The organism is Deminuibacter soli, assembly GCF_003412455.1.
In the GTDB taxonomy this organism is placed as follows: Bacteria; Bacteroidota; Bacteroidia; order Chitinophagales; family Chitinophagaceae; genus Deminuibacter; species Deminuibacter soli.
Window position 1 is genome coordinate 445973 of the sequence record NZ_QTJU01000004.1, and the last position, 16667, is coordinate 462639.

A 16667-nucleotide genomic window follows, 5' to 3' on the forward strand; every position below is an offset into this window, starting at 1 on the left:
ATGTGTGATGCGTAAACATTTCATCCTTTACCTTTTTTGGGGTGCAACCGCCCTTGTACAGTCATGCGCCAATCATAGCGGCGAAAAAACACAGCAAACAGACAGCCTGGCCGACGATTCCCTGAACCCGTCTTCTACGCTGGGCACCCTTGCTGATTCCAATTCCGGTACAGCAGCAGATACTTCCTACACTGCGCAGATCAATGCGCCGGATAATTTCTTTGAAGATGGCAGTGAGCCTTCTGACTGGGATGACGCAGGTTTCAGTGATCCCCAAGGGTTTAAACATTTCCTGGTGCAGTTTAAAGGCTGGGTGCAGCACGACAAAATGGACAGCATTATCAATCATACCCGCTTCCCGTTGCTGGTAGCCAAAAACAAGGACAGTTTCGTTAAAAAATACCCTCACCTGTTTGATGAACGCATGAAAAATGTAGTCGCACGCCAGCGCCTTGACCGTATTTTCCGCAACCAGCACGGCGCTATGTTTGGGCAGGGCGATATATGGTTTACGCAAGACAGCGGCAAATACCTGATCATCGCTATTCATAAATAAATAATATCATATAAAAAGCTGCTTTCAGGGTAAAATGGCACTGACTTTGCCGGTAGTGTGAACTTCCCTGGCCCTTCTGAAGTCCTTTTCTATAAAAACCTACCAACAATATGTTAGCAGAAGAAAGCAAGTCCCGCATTGGTGTGCTCGATGGGTTCAGGTGCATTGCCGTAATCATGGTAATGCTGGTGCACTATACCTTCAGTTACACCATTCCGCAGCATGAGATGAACCTGTATCCATACGGCGACCGCTATTCCGGGGTTTTGTTGTTCAGGATGGGTTACACCGGGGTGCAGTTTTTCTTTATTATTTCAGGCTTCGTCATCTTCATGACGCTGGAGCGCTGCCGCTCAATCGGTGAGTTCCTGGTAAAGCGTTTTATCCGGCTGTTTCCTGCACTGCTGTTCTGTTCCATCGTTACATTCCTGTTTGTGCAATGGATAGATCCTGCCAGGCAGGTGCCTGAATTTCATAACACCTGGGCTGATTTTTTTCCTTCCCTGACTTTCTCTGATCTCTGGTTCTGGAACCGTGTTTTCGGGCATAAGGTAGAGTACATTGACATCGTATACTGGACACTCACGTTTGAAATAAAATTCTACATCCTCGCATCACTGGTATTCTTCTTCAAAAAAGAAAATTTCTTCAGAAACTGGATGGGATGGACGCTCGTTGTATTGCTTATCCACTATGCCTTTAAACTGGTTGCCGCAGTGAAACCATTGCCGCATATGGACCTGGTGAAAAATACCATTGATATTTACCTGTTCCCGGAATACATTATCCTGTTTACACTCGGCATTTATTTTTATATGCTGTTTACAGGCCGCAAAATGCACCAGGGCTATACCTGGTTAATGGCTGCATTGGTGGTGGTGCAAATGACCATGCTCAAATACCAGAATGAAAGAATATTCGTGGCTATATATATCGCGCTGTTTATTGTTTTCCTGTACCGCCCGCAGTGGCTGCGTTTTTTAAGCACGCCTTTCTTTGCTTTTATCGGCCTGGTCAGTTACCCGCTGTACCTGCTGCATGCGCGTATTGGCGTAATGCTGCTGCATAAGCTGGGGCAGGTGTCGCAGCCGGGAGATTATGCGGGTTGGTATATTGTACTGGTAATGGGTATTTCCGTTGTACTGGCTTACCTGGTACACCGTTTTGTAGAAAAGCCTTCGGCAGATTACCTGCGCCGCCTGTTATTGCCAAAGAAAAGTAAGCCTGCGCCTCCGGCAGTACCGCAGCCGCAGGGTATTTAATGGCGTTTGTTACTCGGTTTCGGGTGTGCGTTTCCAGATATCGGCATACAATTCGGGATTGCGTTTAAACTGTCCCTGTACGTAAACACAATAAGGTACTACCTGCAAATGCCGGGTGCGCGCGTAATTCACCATCGCATCCAGCAGCTGTTTGGCCAGGCCTTGTCCCTGGTGATCATCTGCCACCTCGGTATGGTAAATATGCAGTTCCTGGCCTTTTACCGCCACTACCATTTCTGCAATGTGGTGGCCATGCTCTTCTATCTTAAACGCGCCTTTGTGCGCCTCGTTCAGCTGTAATATTACTTCCGGCATATAATCGGTTGTGGTGAATCAATAAAATGCCGGTAATGATACAGCTTTTCCTGGTTCTGTAAAGTGTAAATCGTGTCATTTATTGTATAAAAGCTGCTGGTATACTGCCTGCTGCCTTGCCGCTGCAACAAAATAAACTGCGTACTGTTTCACAATTCAAATAGTTACCTATGTCGAAAACAATAGCAGAACGGCTGGTAGAAATATTGGAACAGCAGGGGGTGCGGCGCGTGCATGGCGTGGTGGGCGATTCGCTCAACGCCATTACAGAAGAAATACGCAAATCAAAAACAATTGAATGGATTCATTACCGGCATGAAGAAGCCGCTGCTTTTGCTGCAGGAGCCGAAGCGCAACTGACCGGGCAGCTGGCTGTTTGTGCAGGCAGCTGCGGTCCGGGTAACCTGCACCTGATTAATGGTTTGTACGATTGTCACCGCAGCATGGCGCCTGTGCTGGCTATTGCAGCACATATTCCCAGCAGTGAAATTGGTACAGGCTATTTCCAGGAAACACATCCTGAACTGTTGTTTCGTGAATGCAGCCATTATTGCGAAATCATCTCCTCTGCCAGGCAAATGCCCCGTGTGCTGAACATTGCCATACAACACGCGGTAGGACTGGGCGGCGTGTCGGTAATCGGGCTGTCGGGCGATGTGGCCATGGAAAAAGTAGATGATACAGACTGGGCGCCACAGCCGTTTCAGCAACGCCTGCATATACGCCCCAACGATGAAGACCTGCACCGGCTGGCCAACCTCATTAACAGTTCGGCCAAAATAACCCTGCTTTGCGGCAGTGGCTGTGCGGGTGCACACCCTGAACTGCTATTGCTGGGTGAAAGAATACAATCGCCCATGGTGCATGCATTGCGCGGCAAAGAACACGTGGAATACAACAATCCTTTTGATGTGGGCATGACGGGGCTGATCGGTTTTGCATCCGGGTACTATGCCATGGAAGAAAGTGATGTGCTGGTGATGCTGGGCACTGATTTTCCGTACAAGGATTTCTTTCCCTCGAAAGCTAAAATAGTACAGATAGACATTCGCCCCGAGCGATTGGGCCGCCGCTGCAAGCTGCATATGGGTTTGCTGGGTGATGTGCGCGAAACATTGATTGCACTGCTGCCTTTGCTGGAGCAGAAAAGCGAAGGTGAGCACCTGGGTAAATGCCAGAACCGTTATGAGAAAAGCCGCAAGGCGCTTGATGCGCATGCCAGCGGGGAAGCAGGCAGTACGCCCATTCATCCCGAATACCTCACTAAACTGATCAGTGATGCGGCTGCAGAAGATGCCATCTTCACGGTAGATGTGGGCGCACCAACAGTATGGGCCGCACGTTACCTGCGTATGACGGCAGAACGCCGCTTGCTGGGTTCGTTTAACCACGGTTCTATGGCATCGGCCATGCCGCAATCGATCGGTGCACAGCTTACGTATCCTGCGCGGCAGGTAATTTCCCTGTCCGGCGATGGTGGTTTTGCCATGATGCTGGGCGACTGGTTAACCATCCGGCAATACAACCTGCCTGTTAAAATAGTGGTGTACAACAACAGCTCGCTGGGGTTTGTGGCCATGGAAATGAAAGTGGTGGGGCTTCAGCCCTTTGGTACGGATTTGAACAATCCTGATTTTGCGCAGGTGGCCAATGCCATGGGTATGCTGGGCATTCGTGTTGAAAAGCCGGAAGAAATACAGCCTGCACTGGAACGGGCGCTTGCGCACAATGGTCCTGCATTGATAGATGTGGTGGTGAACCCCGCAGAATTATCGTTGCCGCCGAAAATAAAATTCGAGCAGGCCAAAGGTTTCAGCATGTACATGTTAAAACAGGTGCTGGCTGGCGAAGGCAGCGAAGTATGGCAAACCATACAAACCAATTTTCTGAAATAAAAAAAGACCGTCCCGGCTCAGCCGGGACGGTCTTTTTAGTAACGTAATAACAATGAAACAATGAAACAATTGAACAATTGAAACAGCTGTTTACACTGCCGGCTGCGTGTTCAGTTTGCTGTTACCCTGCAGGTTATCGGTTTGCTGTTTGCTTACGCTGCCGAGGAACACTGATTTTTCGAAATCTTTCATCCAGGTATTGTAGAAGCCGCTGTTTTTACCGTAAGAGTTATCCAGCATATACACCTGTTTGTTGAGCAATACAGAAAGAATATAGCCATGCAAACGGGTAGTGTAAATGGTATCGTAACGGTTAATGAATTTGATGCCGTTGCTGATATAATTGGTTCTTGCGTCCCTGCGTTTCATGCCGTGGCGGGGATCGATCAGCTGGTTAATCACCGGTACTTTGATCAGTCTTTTGCTTATTTTAATATCCAGCGAATTAATCGTGTTTTCAATGGCTTCGCTGAGGCGTGACTGGTTGTAACGCGGCCAGTCGCGTATTTCCAGCTGTTTCTGTTTGTCTTCTTTAAACAACAGGTTGTCGATATCGAGTTTTTGCTGCAGTTCTTTGTCGTTACGCTCCAGCAGCAATACCTTGTTGGTAGGCTGTGTTTGGATATGCTCTGTTAAATCGAGACAGAAAGCCATATCCGGCAGCATGATGATATTGTTCTTGTGGAAATATTTCTTAAGTATTTCGTAGGTAACCGCATCCCTGGCACAAACGGTAAGGTTGGGGTGCTGGTTAAACACGGCAGCATCTTTCTTCAGTATCTCCACATCTTTGTAATAAACAGTTTGCGGAAACACCACAATCTTCGACTGTTTGAAATTGCTGATGATTTTGAGCCTGAACTCCTGGTGGTGACGCCAGATATCGCCGAAGTTACCGCCGCCCTGCAGCAGGATGGTGTTGCTGGTGGGAATGTCTTTCAGCTGGCAGTAAATCCAGTTGGCAGAGTAAGACATATTGTAAGGCAATCTTTTCAGGAAAGCCAGTTCGCCGCCCCAGATCAGGTGGTCGCCAATATTTTTATAATCAGGAATATCCAGTAAACTGTAATCTGACTGAATTAACGGATCGAGTGAAGTGTAAATAAGTGATCTTAATTTGTTCAGATTTGATTCGTTACTGTTCATATGCGTGGGTTTTGAATGCATTGTTGGTATAGTTATGATCGGCTGTGTTTGGGAATAAAAGATGCAAATGATTTTTGCACAAAACCATACAGGTATTGCAGCAGCGACTTGTTGGCAATAAAAAGCGTGGCTACCGCAATCAGTATGCAAAGCACATCTGTATAAAGGTTATTGAGCGTTACCAGGTACATAACGGCGAATGTAACACCGAGCATGACGGCCAGGTTGGTATAGTTTATTTTCAGTTTAACAAACGCGCGCGTTTGCCTGATACGTAATACCCATATTATCACAAAGCCAACACAGGTACCAATACAGGGTGCGTACAGGCCAATATACCGAACGCTCAGGTAAGAGATAGCCACGTTGATAATACTGCCATACACAGTCGTAGTGAACAATCCTTTTGTTTTTTTGGAACCCAGGTAACCTACGCCGAGAAAAGCAGAGAACGAGGCGAATGCCACGCTGAGATACAAAATGGGCATATAATACCACGAATTAAAAAATGCGGGGCTGGCCACCAGTTTAACCACGTATTTGGAAACTGCGGTAAGGGCAATGACTAATGTAAATTCGAGGGTAAGGAATACATTGAAGATTTTGGAATAAAACGCATCTTTTTCCTCGCTGTCGTGAATGGCAATTGCCTGATCTTGCCAGGCCAGCATAAAAATAGAGTTCACGATCAGGATAATGGAAGGGAAGCGGTTTGACAGGGCGAAAATACCATTGGCATCTACACCCAGTGCAAACAATATAATAAACCGGTTTACCTCGTTGATGAGCCACCAGCTGATGGTATTGGGAATAAGCGGCCATGCATAGGCCATCATGCTTTTAATTTCCTTTTTGCTGATGGTATTGAACCGGATGTATTGGTGAATTTTGCTCCGGTTAGCCAGTATTACAATGGCCACCAGGGTAGAGATGATGGTAGCATACAGGATACCATCGAGGCGCATTTTAAGCACCACCACGAAAACCACGTTGGATACCAGGATAAAGAAGGTAAGGCTAAAACCGATAAATGAATACAGCTTGTTTAAGCCCAATCCACGCGCCGTTTGCTGTAAATAACCCAGCAATCCGTTCAGGAACAGGATAATGGCAAATTCGGTGGCATAAGGCACTTTGTAAAACAGCTGTGTAATAGCAAAAAGCAGGGTAAATGCGATATTGTTCACCAGGAATACCAGCAGGCTGTTGGAGATGGCAGTGCTTTGGCGGTTATGGTCATTGTCTTTCACATCAAGCAGCCAGCGGTAAGCTGATTCTGCCATTTGTATGCTGATGAATGGCGCCAGCAGTGTTACGGTAGTGAGCAACAGGTCGTAGGTGCCGAGATCGGCCTTATTCAGGTAGAACGTATACAAAGGCACCATCAAAAAAGAAAGAAGTTTGGCGCCCAGGTTACCTACCGTATAAATCAATGCATTCTTTAACAGCTTTCCGGATTGGCTCATGGTTTTATAGTCAATTGGTAAACAACTTTTTCCGGGGTTTGGGTTGGGCAAAACATCGTACACGCACAACTGAAAACAGGCAGTACGTTCGGCGGCAAACAATCAATCAGGCTAGGAAACATCTTTCTGCCGGCAGGTCCGGCTTGTTTTTCAAAGACGGTCTTCCGGTGTTTTAAGTATAGTAGAAAGCTGTGGTTACGTTCTTCGGTAAACACGAAAGGATATTGGTATTTTCATGTTCAGCATTTCTAACAGGTCATCATCAGGGGATGATCGAGCTTTAAATTTACTGTAAAATTTTGAAAGCGAATCACGACCGTAAATTAAAGAGATATACCCGGATTAATAAATATTGAATTAAAATATATATTAATTGATGAGACCTGCCTCATTGTACAAATTGCGTGCCGCTAATAACTTGCTGCATTAACCTGTTATTTCCCGCGCCCGCTTCGCCTGGCCGGCATGTTCATTTCCGGGAGGCAAAATGAATGTTCTGAACAGAGGTGTATCAGATGGGATTGTTTAATTTGAAGAAGACCTATGGCGAGCTAAAATAGGGCTGCTTATGCGAATTTTTTCCCTGTACTTTTTCTGTCTTACAGCTTTCGTTTTCCTGAATCTCACCGTGCTGCACGCGCAACTGAAATTGGGAACCAATCCGGTATCCATTCATAAATCGTCTGTGCTGGAGCTGGAAAGCAGCAACCAGGGCCTTTTGCTGTCCCGCATTGCCGATACTACGCTGGCGCCACTCACTACCGCGCCGGACGGGATGATTATTTACCTCACGGCTGATAACAGTCTGCGCCTGCGCAAGGCCGGTCACTGGCAAAAAATTGCCGACGGGTTAAATTTCTGGGAGCTGGCAGGGGCTGCCGGGGGCGATCTTACGGGTACTTATCCCAACCCCACCATTAAACCGGGCGCTGTAACCTACGCCAAAATACAGGATGTATCTGCCAACGGCAGGCTGTTGGGGCGTTATACCACCGGAGCAGGCACTATGCAGGAAATTATGCTGGGTGCAGGTTTGGCGCTGAACAATACCACCGGTCAGCTCACAGCTTCGGGCCTGGGCGGTACGGTAACCAGTGTGGGTAGCGGGTATGGCTTACTGGGCGGGCCTATTACCACCACCGGTACGCTGCTGGTTGATTCAGCAACCTTGTCGGCTTACTACCTGCGCAGGAAAGACAGTACTGCAGCTTATGTAACACCTTATTTTCTCATTAATAATTACGCCACCATTGCGGGTTTGAATACGAAGGTCAACATTGCCGACACCGCAGCCATGCTAGGCAACTACGTACGCGTACAACGTTTCCTGGATAGTTTAACAGCACACCGAACCACCCTTGCCACCAAAGTAAACATCGCTGATACAGCCGCCATGTTAACAAACTATGTGCGTGCCCAACGACTTGCCGATACCTCCACCACTTTGCGCGCCCTCATCGCAACCAAGGGTGGGGGTACGGTAACCAGCGTGGGCAGCGGTTATGGTTTAACCGGCGGGCCTATTACAACAACTGGTACGTTGATCGTAGATTCTGCTGCATTGTCGTCTTATTATTTGCGTCGGAGGGACAGTGCTGTGAATTATGTAACACCTTATTTTCTCGGCAGCAATTACGCTACGCTAACCAATCTCGCTGCAAAAGTAAATATTGCGGATACCGCAGCCATGCTAAGTAACTACATGCGTGTGCAGCGTTTCATGGATAGCTTAACGGCACACCGCGCCACGCTTGCTACCAAAGTAAATAGCTCTGATACAGCCGCCATGTTAACAAACTATGTGCGTGCCCAACGACTTGCCGATACCTCCACCTCATTGCGCGCCCTCATCGCAACCAAGGGTGGGGGTTCGGTAACCAGCGTGGGCAGCGGTTATGGTTTAACCGGCGGCCCGGTAACAACTACCGGTACTATTACAGCGGATACCTCCGCCACAGCTTTATCGGGTTATTACCTGCGCCGCAAAGACAGTGTGGTGAACTACGTAACACCCACCTCGCTGCACAACGGCTACTGGGCGCTGGGCGGCAATAGTGTGAGCAGTACGCAGAACTTGGGTACCACAACTGCATTTGACCTGCCTTTTATTACCGGCAACACGGAGCAAATGCGCCTTACCAGCGGCGGTTCTTTAGGTATAGGCACTACGGCGCCTGCTGCCAAACTGGATGTGCGCGGAACATTTAAATTAGGTACAAATGGATCTGTTTTAAGCAATATCATAAAAGGTACCTATACTACAACAGCAGCTATTTCTATACCTGGTGGTGGTGGCTATGGCAGCCCGGCTACTGATATTACTTTTCCTGTGACAAATGCCGCAATTGGCTCTGTTGTTTCCGTATCACCAACTGCGGCAATGCCCACCGGTGTATCTATCGCCTATGCTTATGTTTCGTCAACAGGCAATGTTACTATCCGCCTTGTTAACGCTAGTATGAACACAACCACTTTGTTAGGTATCCTCGTAGGTCAGCCCCAGCCCCAGACACTCCCTTCCGGTTCTGTTTTTAATGTTGTTGTTACCCAGTAAAACCCTCCAGCAATTAAACCATCAAGCCATCTATCCATCTTGCTCAGCTATTTTACCATTTCCTTAAAAAGCTAACCGCTAACCGCTATCAGCTAACCGCTATTCGTTATTTTCATCTTCGAAACCATGTTATATGAAAAACAAAACGTTTGCAGGTATTGTCTTTTTGTTATTACTCTCCGGTATGGCCATGGCCCAGTCGAAAGACGAAACGGCCGTTGCAGCAGCTGTTGAATCGCTGCGCAAGGCCATGATCGATCCAACCAAAGCCAACCTGGATCAGCTAACAGCGCCTGCCTTAAGTTATGGCCATTCCAGCGGCAAAGTGCAGGGCAAAGCAGCTTTTGAAGAAGCGTTGCTGAACGGCTCGTCTGACTTTGTGAGCATTGACCTTACTGACCAAACCATTTCGGTAACCGGCAATACTGCCATTGTGCGCCATACCCTGAGTGCGCAAACCAATGATGGCGGCAAGCCCGGCGCGGTAAAAATCGGCATACTGCTGGTATGGGTGAAGCAGCAGGGCAGCTGGAAACTGCTGGCAAGGCAGGCGGTAAAACTGCCGCAATAGCTGCTGAACGCAGCTCGCCCAACAAATGCTATCTTTGCGCCATGCATTATGTTTCAGCTGAAGGTTTAACCAAGAGTTTTGGCGCATCGCCCCTGTTCCGCAATATTTCATTCCATATTAACGAGGGCGACAAAATTGCCCTCATCGCCCGCAACGGCGTGGGAAAAAGCACCCTGCTGCGTATTTTAGCCGGCAAAGACACACCTGAAGAAGGCAAGCTCTGGATACACAAAGATGTAACCGTGGCTTTGTTTGAACAGGATCCGCAGTTTGAAGAAACCAAATCTGTTCTCGAGAATATATTTCACCAGGCACACCCCATAATGGCTGTAATTAAACAGTACGAAGCGGCCACCGAAAGCGGTGACGCAGAAGAACTCACAGATGCGATCACCCGCATGGACGAGCTGGGTGCCTGGGATTTTGAATCGAAAGTGCAGCAGATACTGGGTAAACTCAATATCCATCACCTGCACGATATGGTGAGCCAGCTCAGCGGCGGGCAGCGCAAACGCGTAGCCCTGGCCAAAACCCTTATTGACATTGGGTTCGATCACAAGCATACCCTGCTGATGATGGACGAACCGACCAACCACCTTGACGTGGAAATGATTGAGTGGCTGGAGCATTACCTGAACCAGGAAAACGTAACCCTGCTGCTGGTAACGCACGACCGCTATTTCCTGGATGCTGTTTGTGAAGAGATATGGGAACTGGAAAGGGAAAACATGTACGTATACAAAGGTGATTACGAAAACTACATGGAGAAAAAAGCCGCCCGCATAGAAAGCGAGCAGGCGAGCATCAGCAAAGCGCGCAACGAATACCGCAAAGAGCTGGAATGGATGCGTAAACAACCCAAGGCGCGCACCACCAAAAGCAAAAGCCGCCAGGATAATTTTTATGAAGTGGAAGCCCGCGCCAAACAGCGTATTGAAGATGCGCAATTGCAGCTGCAGGTGAAAATGAGCAGGCTGGGCGGCAAGATTATCGAAGCGAAAAAAGTGTACAAAAGCTATGGCGATAAGAAAATATTAAAAGGCTTTGACTACACGTTCAGCAAGGGCGAACGCATTGGGGTGATTGGTAAAAACGGGGTAGGCAAATCTACTTTCCTCAATATTCTGCAGCTACTGGAACAGGCAGACAGCGGTAAAATCAATGTGGGTGATACCGTGGTGTTTGGTAATTTTTCACAGCAGGGTTTGGTGATCAAGGATAACATGCGCGTGATTGAATATGTGAAAAGCTTTGCAGAGAATTTCCCCCTGGCCAATGGCGGCAGTTTAAGCGCAGCGCAGTTCCTGGAGCTGTTCCTGTTTCCGCCGGAGAAGCAGTACACCTACCTGCAATCGCTGAGCGGTGGTGAGAAAAAACGGCTGCAACTGCTTACCATTCTTTTCCGCAATCCCAACTTCCTGATACTTGACGAACCTACCAACGACCTTGACCTGCCTACACTGGCAGTGCTGGAAAGCTTTTTAAGCGATTACCAGGGTTGCGTGCTCATTGTATCACACGACCGCTACTTTATGGACAGGCTGGTAGACCACCTGTTTGTATTTGAGGGTGATGGTGAAGTGCGTGATTTCCCGGGCAACTATTCACAATACCGCCTGTGGCTGAAAGACAAGGAGCAGCAGGCTATTGCAGAAAAGAACATGCCTGTTACAGCCCCAAAAACAGAAGCAGCCACTACAGTTGCTACAGATGATAAAAAACGCAAACCATCTTTTAAAGAAAAGCGCGAGTTTGAAGATCTTGAAAAAGCTATCGCCGGTCTTGAAACAGAACGCGGGCAGCTGGAAGAAAAACTGGGTTCGCCTGACGTTTCGTACGATGAAATTGCCATTGCAAGCAAACGCATTGGTGAAATTACCGCCGAACTGGGTGAAAAAGAAATGCGCTGGCTTGAATTAAGCGAGCTGTTTTAACACGCAGAGCAGCCACCAATACCCAGCCAGCTGTTGGTTTCCACGTATTCCAAAGCAAGGCGGCCTACCAGTGCACGGCCGGGGTTGTTGCCTGCCATCCATTCTTCGGGTGAAAACAAGGTAAAAGCCCCTGCTTTAAACAGGTGGGGGATAGCTGCTTCCAGCTCGGCTTCTACTTTGCCGCGCTGGCCTTTATTGTATAGTTCAACATTGTGTAAAACAGCTGCCAGTGTATTGGGTTGTATCTTTTTGGGTGTATTTACCTGGATGGAAATAGCAGAAGAGCTGATATAAGGTGATTGTTTATTGGGCATACAGGAAATTTGCGTGCAAAGTAACAACAGCCCCCGCACAAAAAAACGATCAAAAACAGGGAATAAACTGGACAAATCAGGGAATTTTACCGATGAGTGCGCTATTGAGCATCCGGTATTCGCCGGTGGTTTTCCTTTACTAAATGGCTCTCCAGGCACGCCAAAATACCATCGCCCGGGGATCGTCCGACCATCGTCCGGGGATCGTTCAGTAAAAAGCCGTGCATTTATGGCATTTAAGGCCATTGCATGCCACTCAATAAAAACGTCCTGCAAGGGCTGCAGGACGCATGCACGAAGTGCTTTTAGTTGTTGTAAGTTTTATCCGAGCGATTTGAGCCAGTCAGCGAGTTCGTCTTTTGACTTGCCCAGCTTCTGCTGCAAACGGCCCAGCAGTTCATCGTCTTTTCCTTCTTCATATTTCAGGTCATCTTCGGTTAAATCGCCGTATGCCTGTTTGATCTTTCCTTTCCACTCATTCCATTTGCCTTTTATTTCCAGTTTGTCCATAGGTTGCAGATTTAAGAAATGAATAAATTGAATCTGCTGAATGCGTGTCGATATTCATGCCAAATAACAGGATTGCAGTAATATTGAAGCTATGACAGAAATTATTAGGTGCAGGCCCGCGTGTAACGCATGCCTCGTTTGGTACAGGTGTGGTAATATCTGTACACAAGGGGCACTAGTGAATAGTGAATAGGCAATAGTGAATGATCGGAGCGAGTGCAGGAACAGGCTTGCAGCTTTCTCGGGTACACATAAAAAAAGTGAACAGACGCCTTGCGGTGTGTATTCACTTTTTTGTTATTGGTTTGTGTGGTTTAGCGGATGCCGAGCAGCTCAACGTCGAAAATGAGCGTGCTGTTGGGGCCTATCTGGGCACTTACCTGCCTGTCGCCATAACCCAGGTGCGGCGGTATAAAAAAGCGCCATTTGCTGCCAACGCCCATCAGCTGCAGCCCTTCTGTCCAGCCTTTGATTACCATGTTCAGCGGGAAGCTGGCGGGTTGGCCGCGTTGTACTGAGCTGTCGAATACGGTACCGTCTATCAGCGTGCCGTGGTAGTGGCAGGTAACGGTTTGAGCCGCGGTTGGTTTGGCGCCAACACCCTCGGTCAGAATTTCATACTGCAGTCCGCTGGGCAGTGCCACAACGCCTGGTTTTTCTTTATTGGATGCCAAAAATTCTTCACCTGCTTTTAAGTTAGCAGCCGCTTTTTCTGCCTTCATATTAAATAATTTATCTGCGATTCCCATGATCAGGATATTTTGAGCGAAAGTACATTTTCTGCGCCAGCAGGAAGCCAGTATCTTTAAAGTTTTAGCACAATCCGGCCGGCCGGTTTTCTATTTTCATGATACGCTATCCTTTACAAGTATACAAAAAAGCATTTGGCGGACTTTCTGCGGCCACCTGGTATTTAAGCGTGGTATTGTTTATCAATCGAAGCGGTACCATGGTGGTGCCTTTTATGACCATTTACGCCACCCAGCAATTACATTTTTCCCTTTCACAGGCGGGCCTGGTGATGGCTGCTTTTGGTACCGGTGCCATTGCCGGGGCTTTTGCAGGTGGCAAAATAACCGATGCCGTTGGTTTTTACCCGGTACAGGTAGCGGCGCTGCTGCTGGGCGGGGTATTGTTTATGTGCCTGGGCCTGCTGCATACTTTTCCAACCTTGAGTGCCGGGGCATTTGTGCTGAGCATGTGCAACGAATCGTTCAGGCCGGCCAATTCAACCGCTATTGCGCATTACAGCAGTGCCGAAAACCGCACCCGCTCGTATTCGCTCAACCGCTTTGCCATTAACCTGGGCTGGGCCTGCGGCGGCGCGCTGGGCGGGTTTATTGCCGGGCATAATTACCACCTGCTGTTTTGGGTAGACGGCGGCACCAATATACTGGCTGCGCTGTTGCTGCTGAAACTGCTGCCTCCGGTAAAACACATCCGCCACAGTAAGGAGGCCAAACAGGCCCTGCAGGACAGTTCTCCGTACCGCGATAAAATTTACCTCTGGTTTATTGTGCTGCTCACCTTGTTTGCCACCTGTTTTATGCAGATGTTCGGCATGCAGCCTGTGTTTTTAAAAACAAACTGGCATGTGCCGGAGCAGCGGATTGGCTGGCTGATGGCAGAGAATGGCATCATGATCGCCCTGTTTGAAATGATTGTAGTGTATCACCTCGAAAACCGCAAACGGCCCATGTATTTTGTATGTCGCGGTATGTTGCTGATTTCGGTGGCTTATGTGCTGCTCAATACTTTACCGGCAGTGTTTGCCACCTCTGTTTTGGTGATAGCCCTGATTACCGTAGGTGAAATTATGTGCCTGCCATTTTTAAACAGTTACTGGATTACGCGCACGCAGCCACACAACCGCGGCAGTTATGCGGCACTGATTACCATGGCCTGGAGCACCGCACAGGTGCTGGCGCCTGCTGCGGGTTCGCAATTGGCGGCATGGGCAGGTTTCAGAACACTGTGGTGGGTTATCAGTATTTTATGTGTGGCTACGGCAGGCGGTATGTGGTTGCTGGATAAAAGAGAAAACAGATATTTGCAGGAGCTACTGAAACTATGAGTTTATCGAAAAAAGTGAACCCCTTTATCAAGCAGAATCCCGATACCGGTTTTGGTGTAAACCCGGCCAGTATGGGGGAGCGCTTTATTAATAAAGACGGCAGTTTTAACCTCGAAAAAACAGGCCTTACCATCTGGAAGCGTACCAGCCTGTACAATACCATGCTTACGCTGCCCAGGTGGCGGTTTATGCTCGCGCTTTTGTGTTTTTACATTCTCATCAATCTTATGTTTACTTCGCTTTACCTGATTGCAGGTTTCAGCCAGTTGCAGGGACTGGTTTCTGCCACGCAATGGGGCAAGCTGCGCGAAGTGTTTTTCTTCAGCACCGAAACTTTTACCACGGTTGGCTATGGCAGGGTAAACCCGATTGGTGATTTTGCACACAGTGTTTCGGCAGTTGAATCCATGTCGGGCTTTTTATCGTTCGCCATTGTAACGGGTTTAATCTACGGCCGCTTTTCAAAGCCGAAGGCATTTATCAATTTCAGTGAAGAGGCGCTGATCAGTCCGTACGGTGCAAACCAGCGTGCGCTGATGTTCCGGCTGGTGGCCTACAAACAAAGTCATACCATTACAGATGCTTCTGTTAAAGTAAACCTGGGTTTAATTGTAGAGGAAGATGGCGACCAGCAGTACCGTTTTTTCAGCCTCGACCTGGAACGTACACGCATAGATACACTAAGCATGAACTGGACGGTGGTGCATGTGATTGATGAAAACAGTCCGCTGTTTGGCCTTTCGGTAGAAGATATGAAAAACGCGGATGTAGAAGCATATGTACTGGTGCGTGGTTTTGATGATGTTTATTCCAGCATTGTGCAGCGGCGCACATCGTACACGTACAAGGAAATTGTGATGGGCGCCAAGTTTGTGCCAATGTACCACGAATCGGAAGATGGTAAAACCACGATCCTGGAGCTGGACAAACTGAATGATTACACACGGGTGGAACTGCCTTCCTGATATTTTCAGGGCTGCATTACACATACCGGTACTAAAAGGCCGCCCCGGCTAACCGGGGGCGGCCTTTTTATTTCAGCAGTGGATGGTTTTACCTGTGTGTCACATCCGGCATTTTAACCGTGATGGTATAACTGCCTTCGAGCCATATACGTACCGGGAAACGCGGGTTTACGGTATACAGGTCATCAGGATAGCCATCGCTGTGTGCATATTTGGTTGGAATGCGGTAATACATGTAATAGTTATACCCGTACGATGCAGAAGCCAGCGGAATAGGCAACATGCTGAAGGGGTATACAATCGATGTGTCTGTTGGCTGGTAAGTACGTGTGTAATCGCCCAGGTTGGGACGTGTAGGCGGTATGGGGTTAAGGCCACCATTAATCCTGGTGACGATTTCGCCTTTCAGCGGGTTAAAGGGAACCCCATTTTTATCTACCAGCTGCAGGGTAACCTGGTTGGGTTTGTCGGCCACGCGTTTAATGGTAACAATGGGTTTGGCCAGTGTTTTTACCACGTTTTCATCTGTAAGCAAAAACAGCTGGTTGGCCACACTGCCTGCGCCGGGCGCTTCTTCAAACGGTACGCCATCTACCAGGGTAATGCTTACTACATCTCTTTTCAATATTTCGGTTGAACCGATATTGGTTACCTGGATGTCAAAATTATAATCGCCTGCAGGAAGGTTGAGGGTGCCTGTATTGGCTTCTATAGAACCGCTCTGTTCGTTCATGTGCAGGGGTTCAAGGTCAAGCGTGCTTTGCTTGGCCTTTATCATATCCAGCGTTGTGTCTTTGGCAGCATCGTATGAACCGTTCCATACCTGTACGGTGTATTTTTTGAAGAAAATGCTGTCCATCAATTTGCCTGAATGCACATCGTATACATGCAGTATTTTAACGCTTACCGGTAATGAAGAACCATCGAGCACCATGCCGTCTGTAGTGCTGGCCCTTCCTTTAATAACGGTATAGGTTTTAAGCGGGTATTGTATATAAGGACTTAAAAAGCCTTTTTCGTATTTGGTGCAGCCGCAGCACAACAATACAGTGCTGAGCAGGGCTGTTGTACAGCGGTGGTGCAGTTTATTGATCAGTTTCATGAT

15 protein-coding genes are annotated in these 16667 nt (G+C 48.0%); 8 read left to right on the forward strand and 7 right to left on the reverse strand.

The genetic code is table 11. The features are described 5' to 3' along the window. Nucleotides 1-7: 7 nt before the first annotated feature. The gene (locus DXN05_RS14240; RefSeq protein WP_116847928.1) at nucleotides 8-556 is read left to right on the forward strand and encodes a hypothetical protein; all 549 of its coding nucleotides are present in this window, start codon (nucleotides 8-10) and stop codon (nucleotides 554-556) included. Between the two features lie 110 nt (nucleotides 557-666). Further along, the gene (locus tag DXN05_RS14245) at nucleotides 667-1818 is read left to right on the forward strand and encodes an acyltransferase family protein (protein WP_116847929.1); all 1152 of its coding nucleotides are present in this window, start codon (nucleotides 667-669) and stop codon (nucleotides 1816-1818) included. A 9-nt stretch (nucleotides 1819-1827) separates the two neighbouring features. Here the strand turns inward: DXN05_RS14245 and DXN05_RS14250 are convergent, their stop codons facing one another. After that, complete coding sequence (locus DXN05_RS14250) at nucleotides 1828-2133, reverse strand: GNAT family N-acetyltransferase (protein ID WP_116847930.1); 306 nt, start codon at nucleotides 2131-2133, stop codon at nucleotides 1828-1830. 170 nt (nucleotides 2134-2303) lie between these two features. Here DXN05_RS14250 and poxB point away from each other — a divergent pair, with 170 nt between their 5' ends. Then, entirely contained in the window at nucleotides 2304-4028 is a 1725-nt protein-coding gene (poxB, locus tag DXN05_RS14255) for a ubiquinone-dependent pyruvate dehydrogenase (protein ID WP_116847931.1), read from the forward strand. 90 nt (nucleotides 4029-4118) lie between these two features. On the opposite strand, the gene DXN05_RS14260 is transcribed toward poxB, so the two are convergent. Then, nucleotides 4119-5174, reverse strand: a complete 1056-nt coding sequence (locus DXN05_RS14260) for a polysaccharide pyruvyl transferase family protein (protein WP_158559255.1) — start codon at nucleotides 5172-5174, stop codon at nucleotides 4119-4121. 32 nt (nucleotides 5175-5206) lie between these two features. Continuing rightward, on the reverse strand, nucleotides 5207-6640 hold the full coding sequence (locus tag DXN05_RS14265; protein ID WP_116847933.1) for a lipopolysaccharide biosynthesis protein: 1434 nt from the start codon (nucleotides 6638-6640) through the stop codon (nucleotides 5207-5209). Nucleotides 6641-7208: 568 nt separating this feature from the next. On the opposite strand from DXN05_RS14265, the gene DXN05_RS14270 reads away from it, so the two are divergent. The 3 genes from DXN05_RS14270 to DXN05_RS14280 all read left to right on the forward strand — a co-directional run bounded on the left by DXN05_RS14270 (nucleotide 7209) and on the right by DXN05_RS14280 (nucleotide 11699). Further along, complete coding sequence (locus DXN05_RS14270) at nucleotides 7209-9194, forward strand: hypothetical protein (protein ID WP_116847934.1); 1986 nt, start codon at nucleotides 7209-7211, stop codon at nucleotides 9192-9194. Between the two features lie 133 nt (nucleotides 9195-9327). Continuing rightward, nucleotides 9328-9765, forward strand: a complete 438-nt coding sequence (locus tag DXN05_RS14275) for a nuclear transport factor 2 family protein (RefSeq protein ID WP_116847935.1) — start codon at nucleotides 9328-9330, stop codon at nucleotides 9763-9765. Between the two features lie 41 nt (nucleotides 9766-9806). Further along, the gene (locus DXN05_RS14280) at nucleotides 9807-11699 is read left to right on the forward strand and encodes an ABC-F family ATP-binding cassette domain-containing protein (RefSeq protein WP_116847980.1); all 1893 of its coding nucleotides are present in this window, start codon (nucleotides 9807-9809) and stop codon (nucleotides 11697-11699) included. Here the strand turns inward: DXN05_RS14280 and DXN05_RS14285 are convergent. The 3 genes from DXN05_RS14285 to DXN05_RS14295 form a co-directional block, all read right to left on the reverse strand. Further along, entirely contained in the window at nucleotides 11696-12013 is a 318-nt protein-coding gene (locus DXN05_RS14285) for a DUF7709 family protein (protein ID WP_116847936.1), read from the reverse strand. The genes DXN05_RS14280 and DXN05_RS14285 overlap by 4 nt on opposite strands. A 321-nt stretch (nucleotides 12014-12334) precedes the next feature. Further along, nucleotides 12335-12523, reverse strand: coding sequence for a CsbD family protein (locus DXN05_RS14290; RefSeq protein WP_116847937.1), 189 nt, complete (start codon nucleotides 12521-12523; stop codon nucleotides 12335-12337). Nucleotides 12524-12837: 314 nt separating this feature from the next. Further along, nucleotides 12838-13272: an FKBP-type peptidyl-prolyl cis-trans isomerase gene (locus tag DXN05_RS14295; RefSeq protein ID WP_116847938.1), complete on the reverse strand. Its 435-nt coding sequence runs from the start codon at nucleotides 13270-13272 to the stop codon at nucleotides 12838-12840. Between the two features lie 98 nt (nucleotides 13273-13370). Between DXN05_RS14295 and DXN05_RS14300 the strand changes: the two genes are divergently transcribed. Together DXN05_RS14300 and DXN05_RS14305 are read left to right on the forward strand one after the other, a co-directional pair. Continuing rightward, nucleotides 13371-14597 (forward strand): MDR family MFS transporter, encoded by a 1227-nt coding sequence (locus DXN05_RS14300; protein WP_116847939.1) that lies wholly within the window; start codon nucleotides 13371-13373, stop codon nucleotides 14595-14597. After that, a complete protein-coding gene (locus DXN05_RS14305; protein WP_116847940.1) occupies nucleotides 14594-15562 on the forward strand; it encodes an ion channel in 969 nt (322 codons plus the stop codon). Before DXN05_RS14300 ends, DXN05_RS14305 begins: the two co-directional genes overlap by 4 nt. A gap of 88 nt (nucleotides 15563-15650) precedes the next feature. On the opposite strand, the gene DXN05_RS14310 is transcribed toward DXN05_RS14305, so the two are convergent. Then, on the reverse strand, nucleotides 15651-16664 hold the full coding sequence (locus tag DXN05_RS14310) for a DUF5007 domain-containing protein (protein ID WP_116847941.1): 1014 nt from the start codon (nucleotides 16662-16664) through the stop codon (nucleotides 15651-15653). Nucleotides 16665-16667 lie beyond the last annotated feature (3 nt).

Bases quoted from the DNA above. Each gene is read 5' to 3' on its own strand.
- DXN05_RS14240 (WP_116847928.1), top strand. From the start codon at position 8: ATGCGTAAACATTTCATCCTTTACCTTTTTTGGGGTGCAACCGCCCTT.
- DXN05_RS14245 (WP_116847929.1), top strand. From the start codon at position 667: ATGTTAGCAGAAGAAAGCAAGTCCCGCATTGGTGTGCTCGATGGGTTC.
- DXN05_RS14250 (WP_116847930.1), bottom strand. From the start codon at position 2,133: ATGCCGGAAGTAATATTACAGCTGAACGAGGCGCACAAAGGCGCGTTT.
- poxB (WP_116847931.1), top strand. From the start codon at position 2,304: ATGTCGAAAACAATAGCAGAACGGCTGGTAGAAATATTGGAACAGCAG.
- DXN05_RS14260 (WP_158559255.1), bottom strand. From the start codon at position 5,174: ATGAACAGTAACGAATCAAATCTGAACAAATTAAGATCACTTATTTAC.
- DXN05_RS14265 (WP_116847933.1), bottom strand. From the start codon at position 6,640: ATGAGCCAATCCGGAAAGCTGTTAAAGAATGCATTGATTTATACGGTA.
- DXN05_RS14270 (WP_116847934.1), top strand. From the start codon at position 7,209: ATGCGAATTTTTTCCCTGTACTTTTTCTGTCTTACAGCTTTCGTTTTC.
- DXN05_RS14275 (WP_116847935.1), top strand. From the start codon at position 9,328: ATGAAAAACAAAACGTTTGCAGGTATTGTCTTTTTGTTATTACTCTCC.
- DXN05_RS14280 (WP_116847980.1), top strand. From the start codon at position 9,807: ATGCATTATGTTTCAGCTGAAGGTTTAACCAAGAGTTTTGGCGCATCG.
- DXN05_RS14285 (WP_116847936.1), bottom strand. From the start codon at position 12,013: ATGCCCAATAAACAATCACCTTATATCAGCTCTTCTGCTATTTCCATC.
- DXN05_RS14290 (WP_116847937.1), bottom strand. From the start codon at position 12,523: ATGGACAAACTGGAAATAAAAGGCAAATGGAATGAGTGGAAAGGAAAG.
- DXN05_RS14295 (WP_116847938.1), bottom strand. From the start codon at position 13,272: ATGGGAATCGCAGATAAATTATTTAATATGAAGGCAGAAAAAGCGGCT.
- DXN05_RS14300 (WP_116847939.1), top strand. From the start codon at position 13,371: ATGATACGCTATCCTTTACAAGTATACAAAAAAGCATTTGGCGGACTT.
- DXN05_RS14305 (WP_116847940.1), top strand. From the start codon at position 14,594: ATGAGTTTATCGAAAAAAGTGAACCCCTTTATCAAGCAGAATCCCGAT.
- DXN05_RS14310 (WP_116847941.1), bottom strand. From the start codon at position 16,664: ATGAAACTGATCAATAAACTGCACCACCGCTGTACAACAGCCCTGCTC.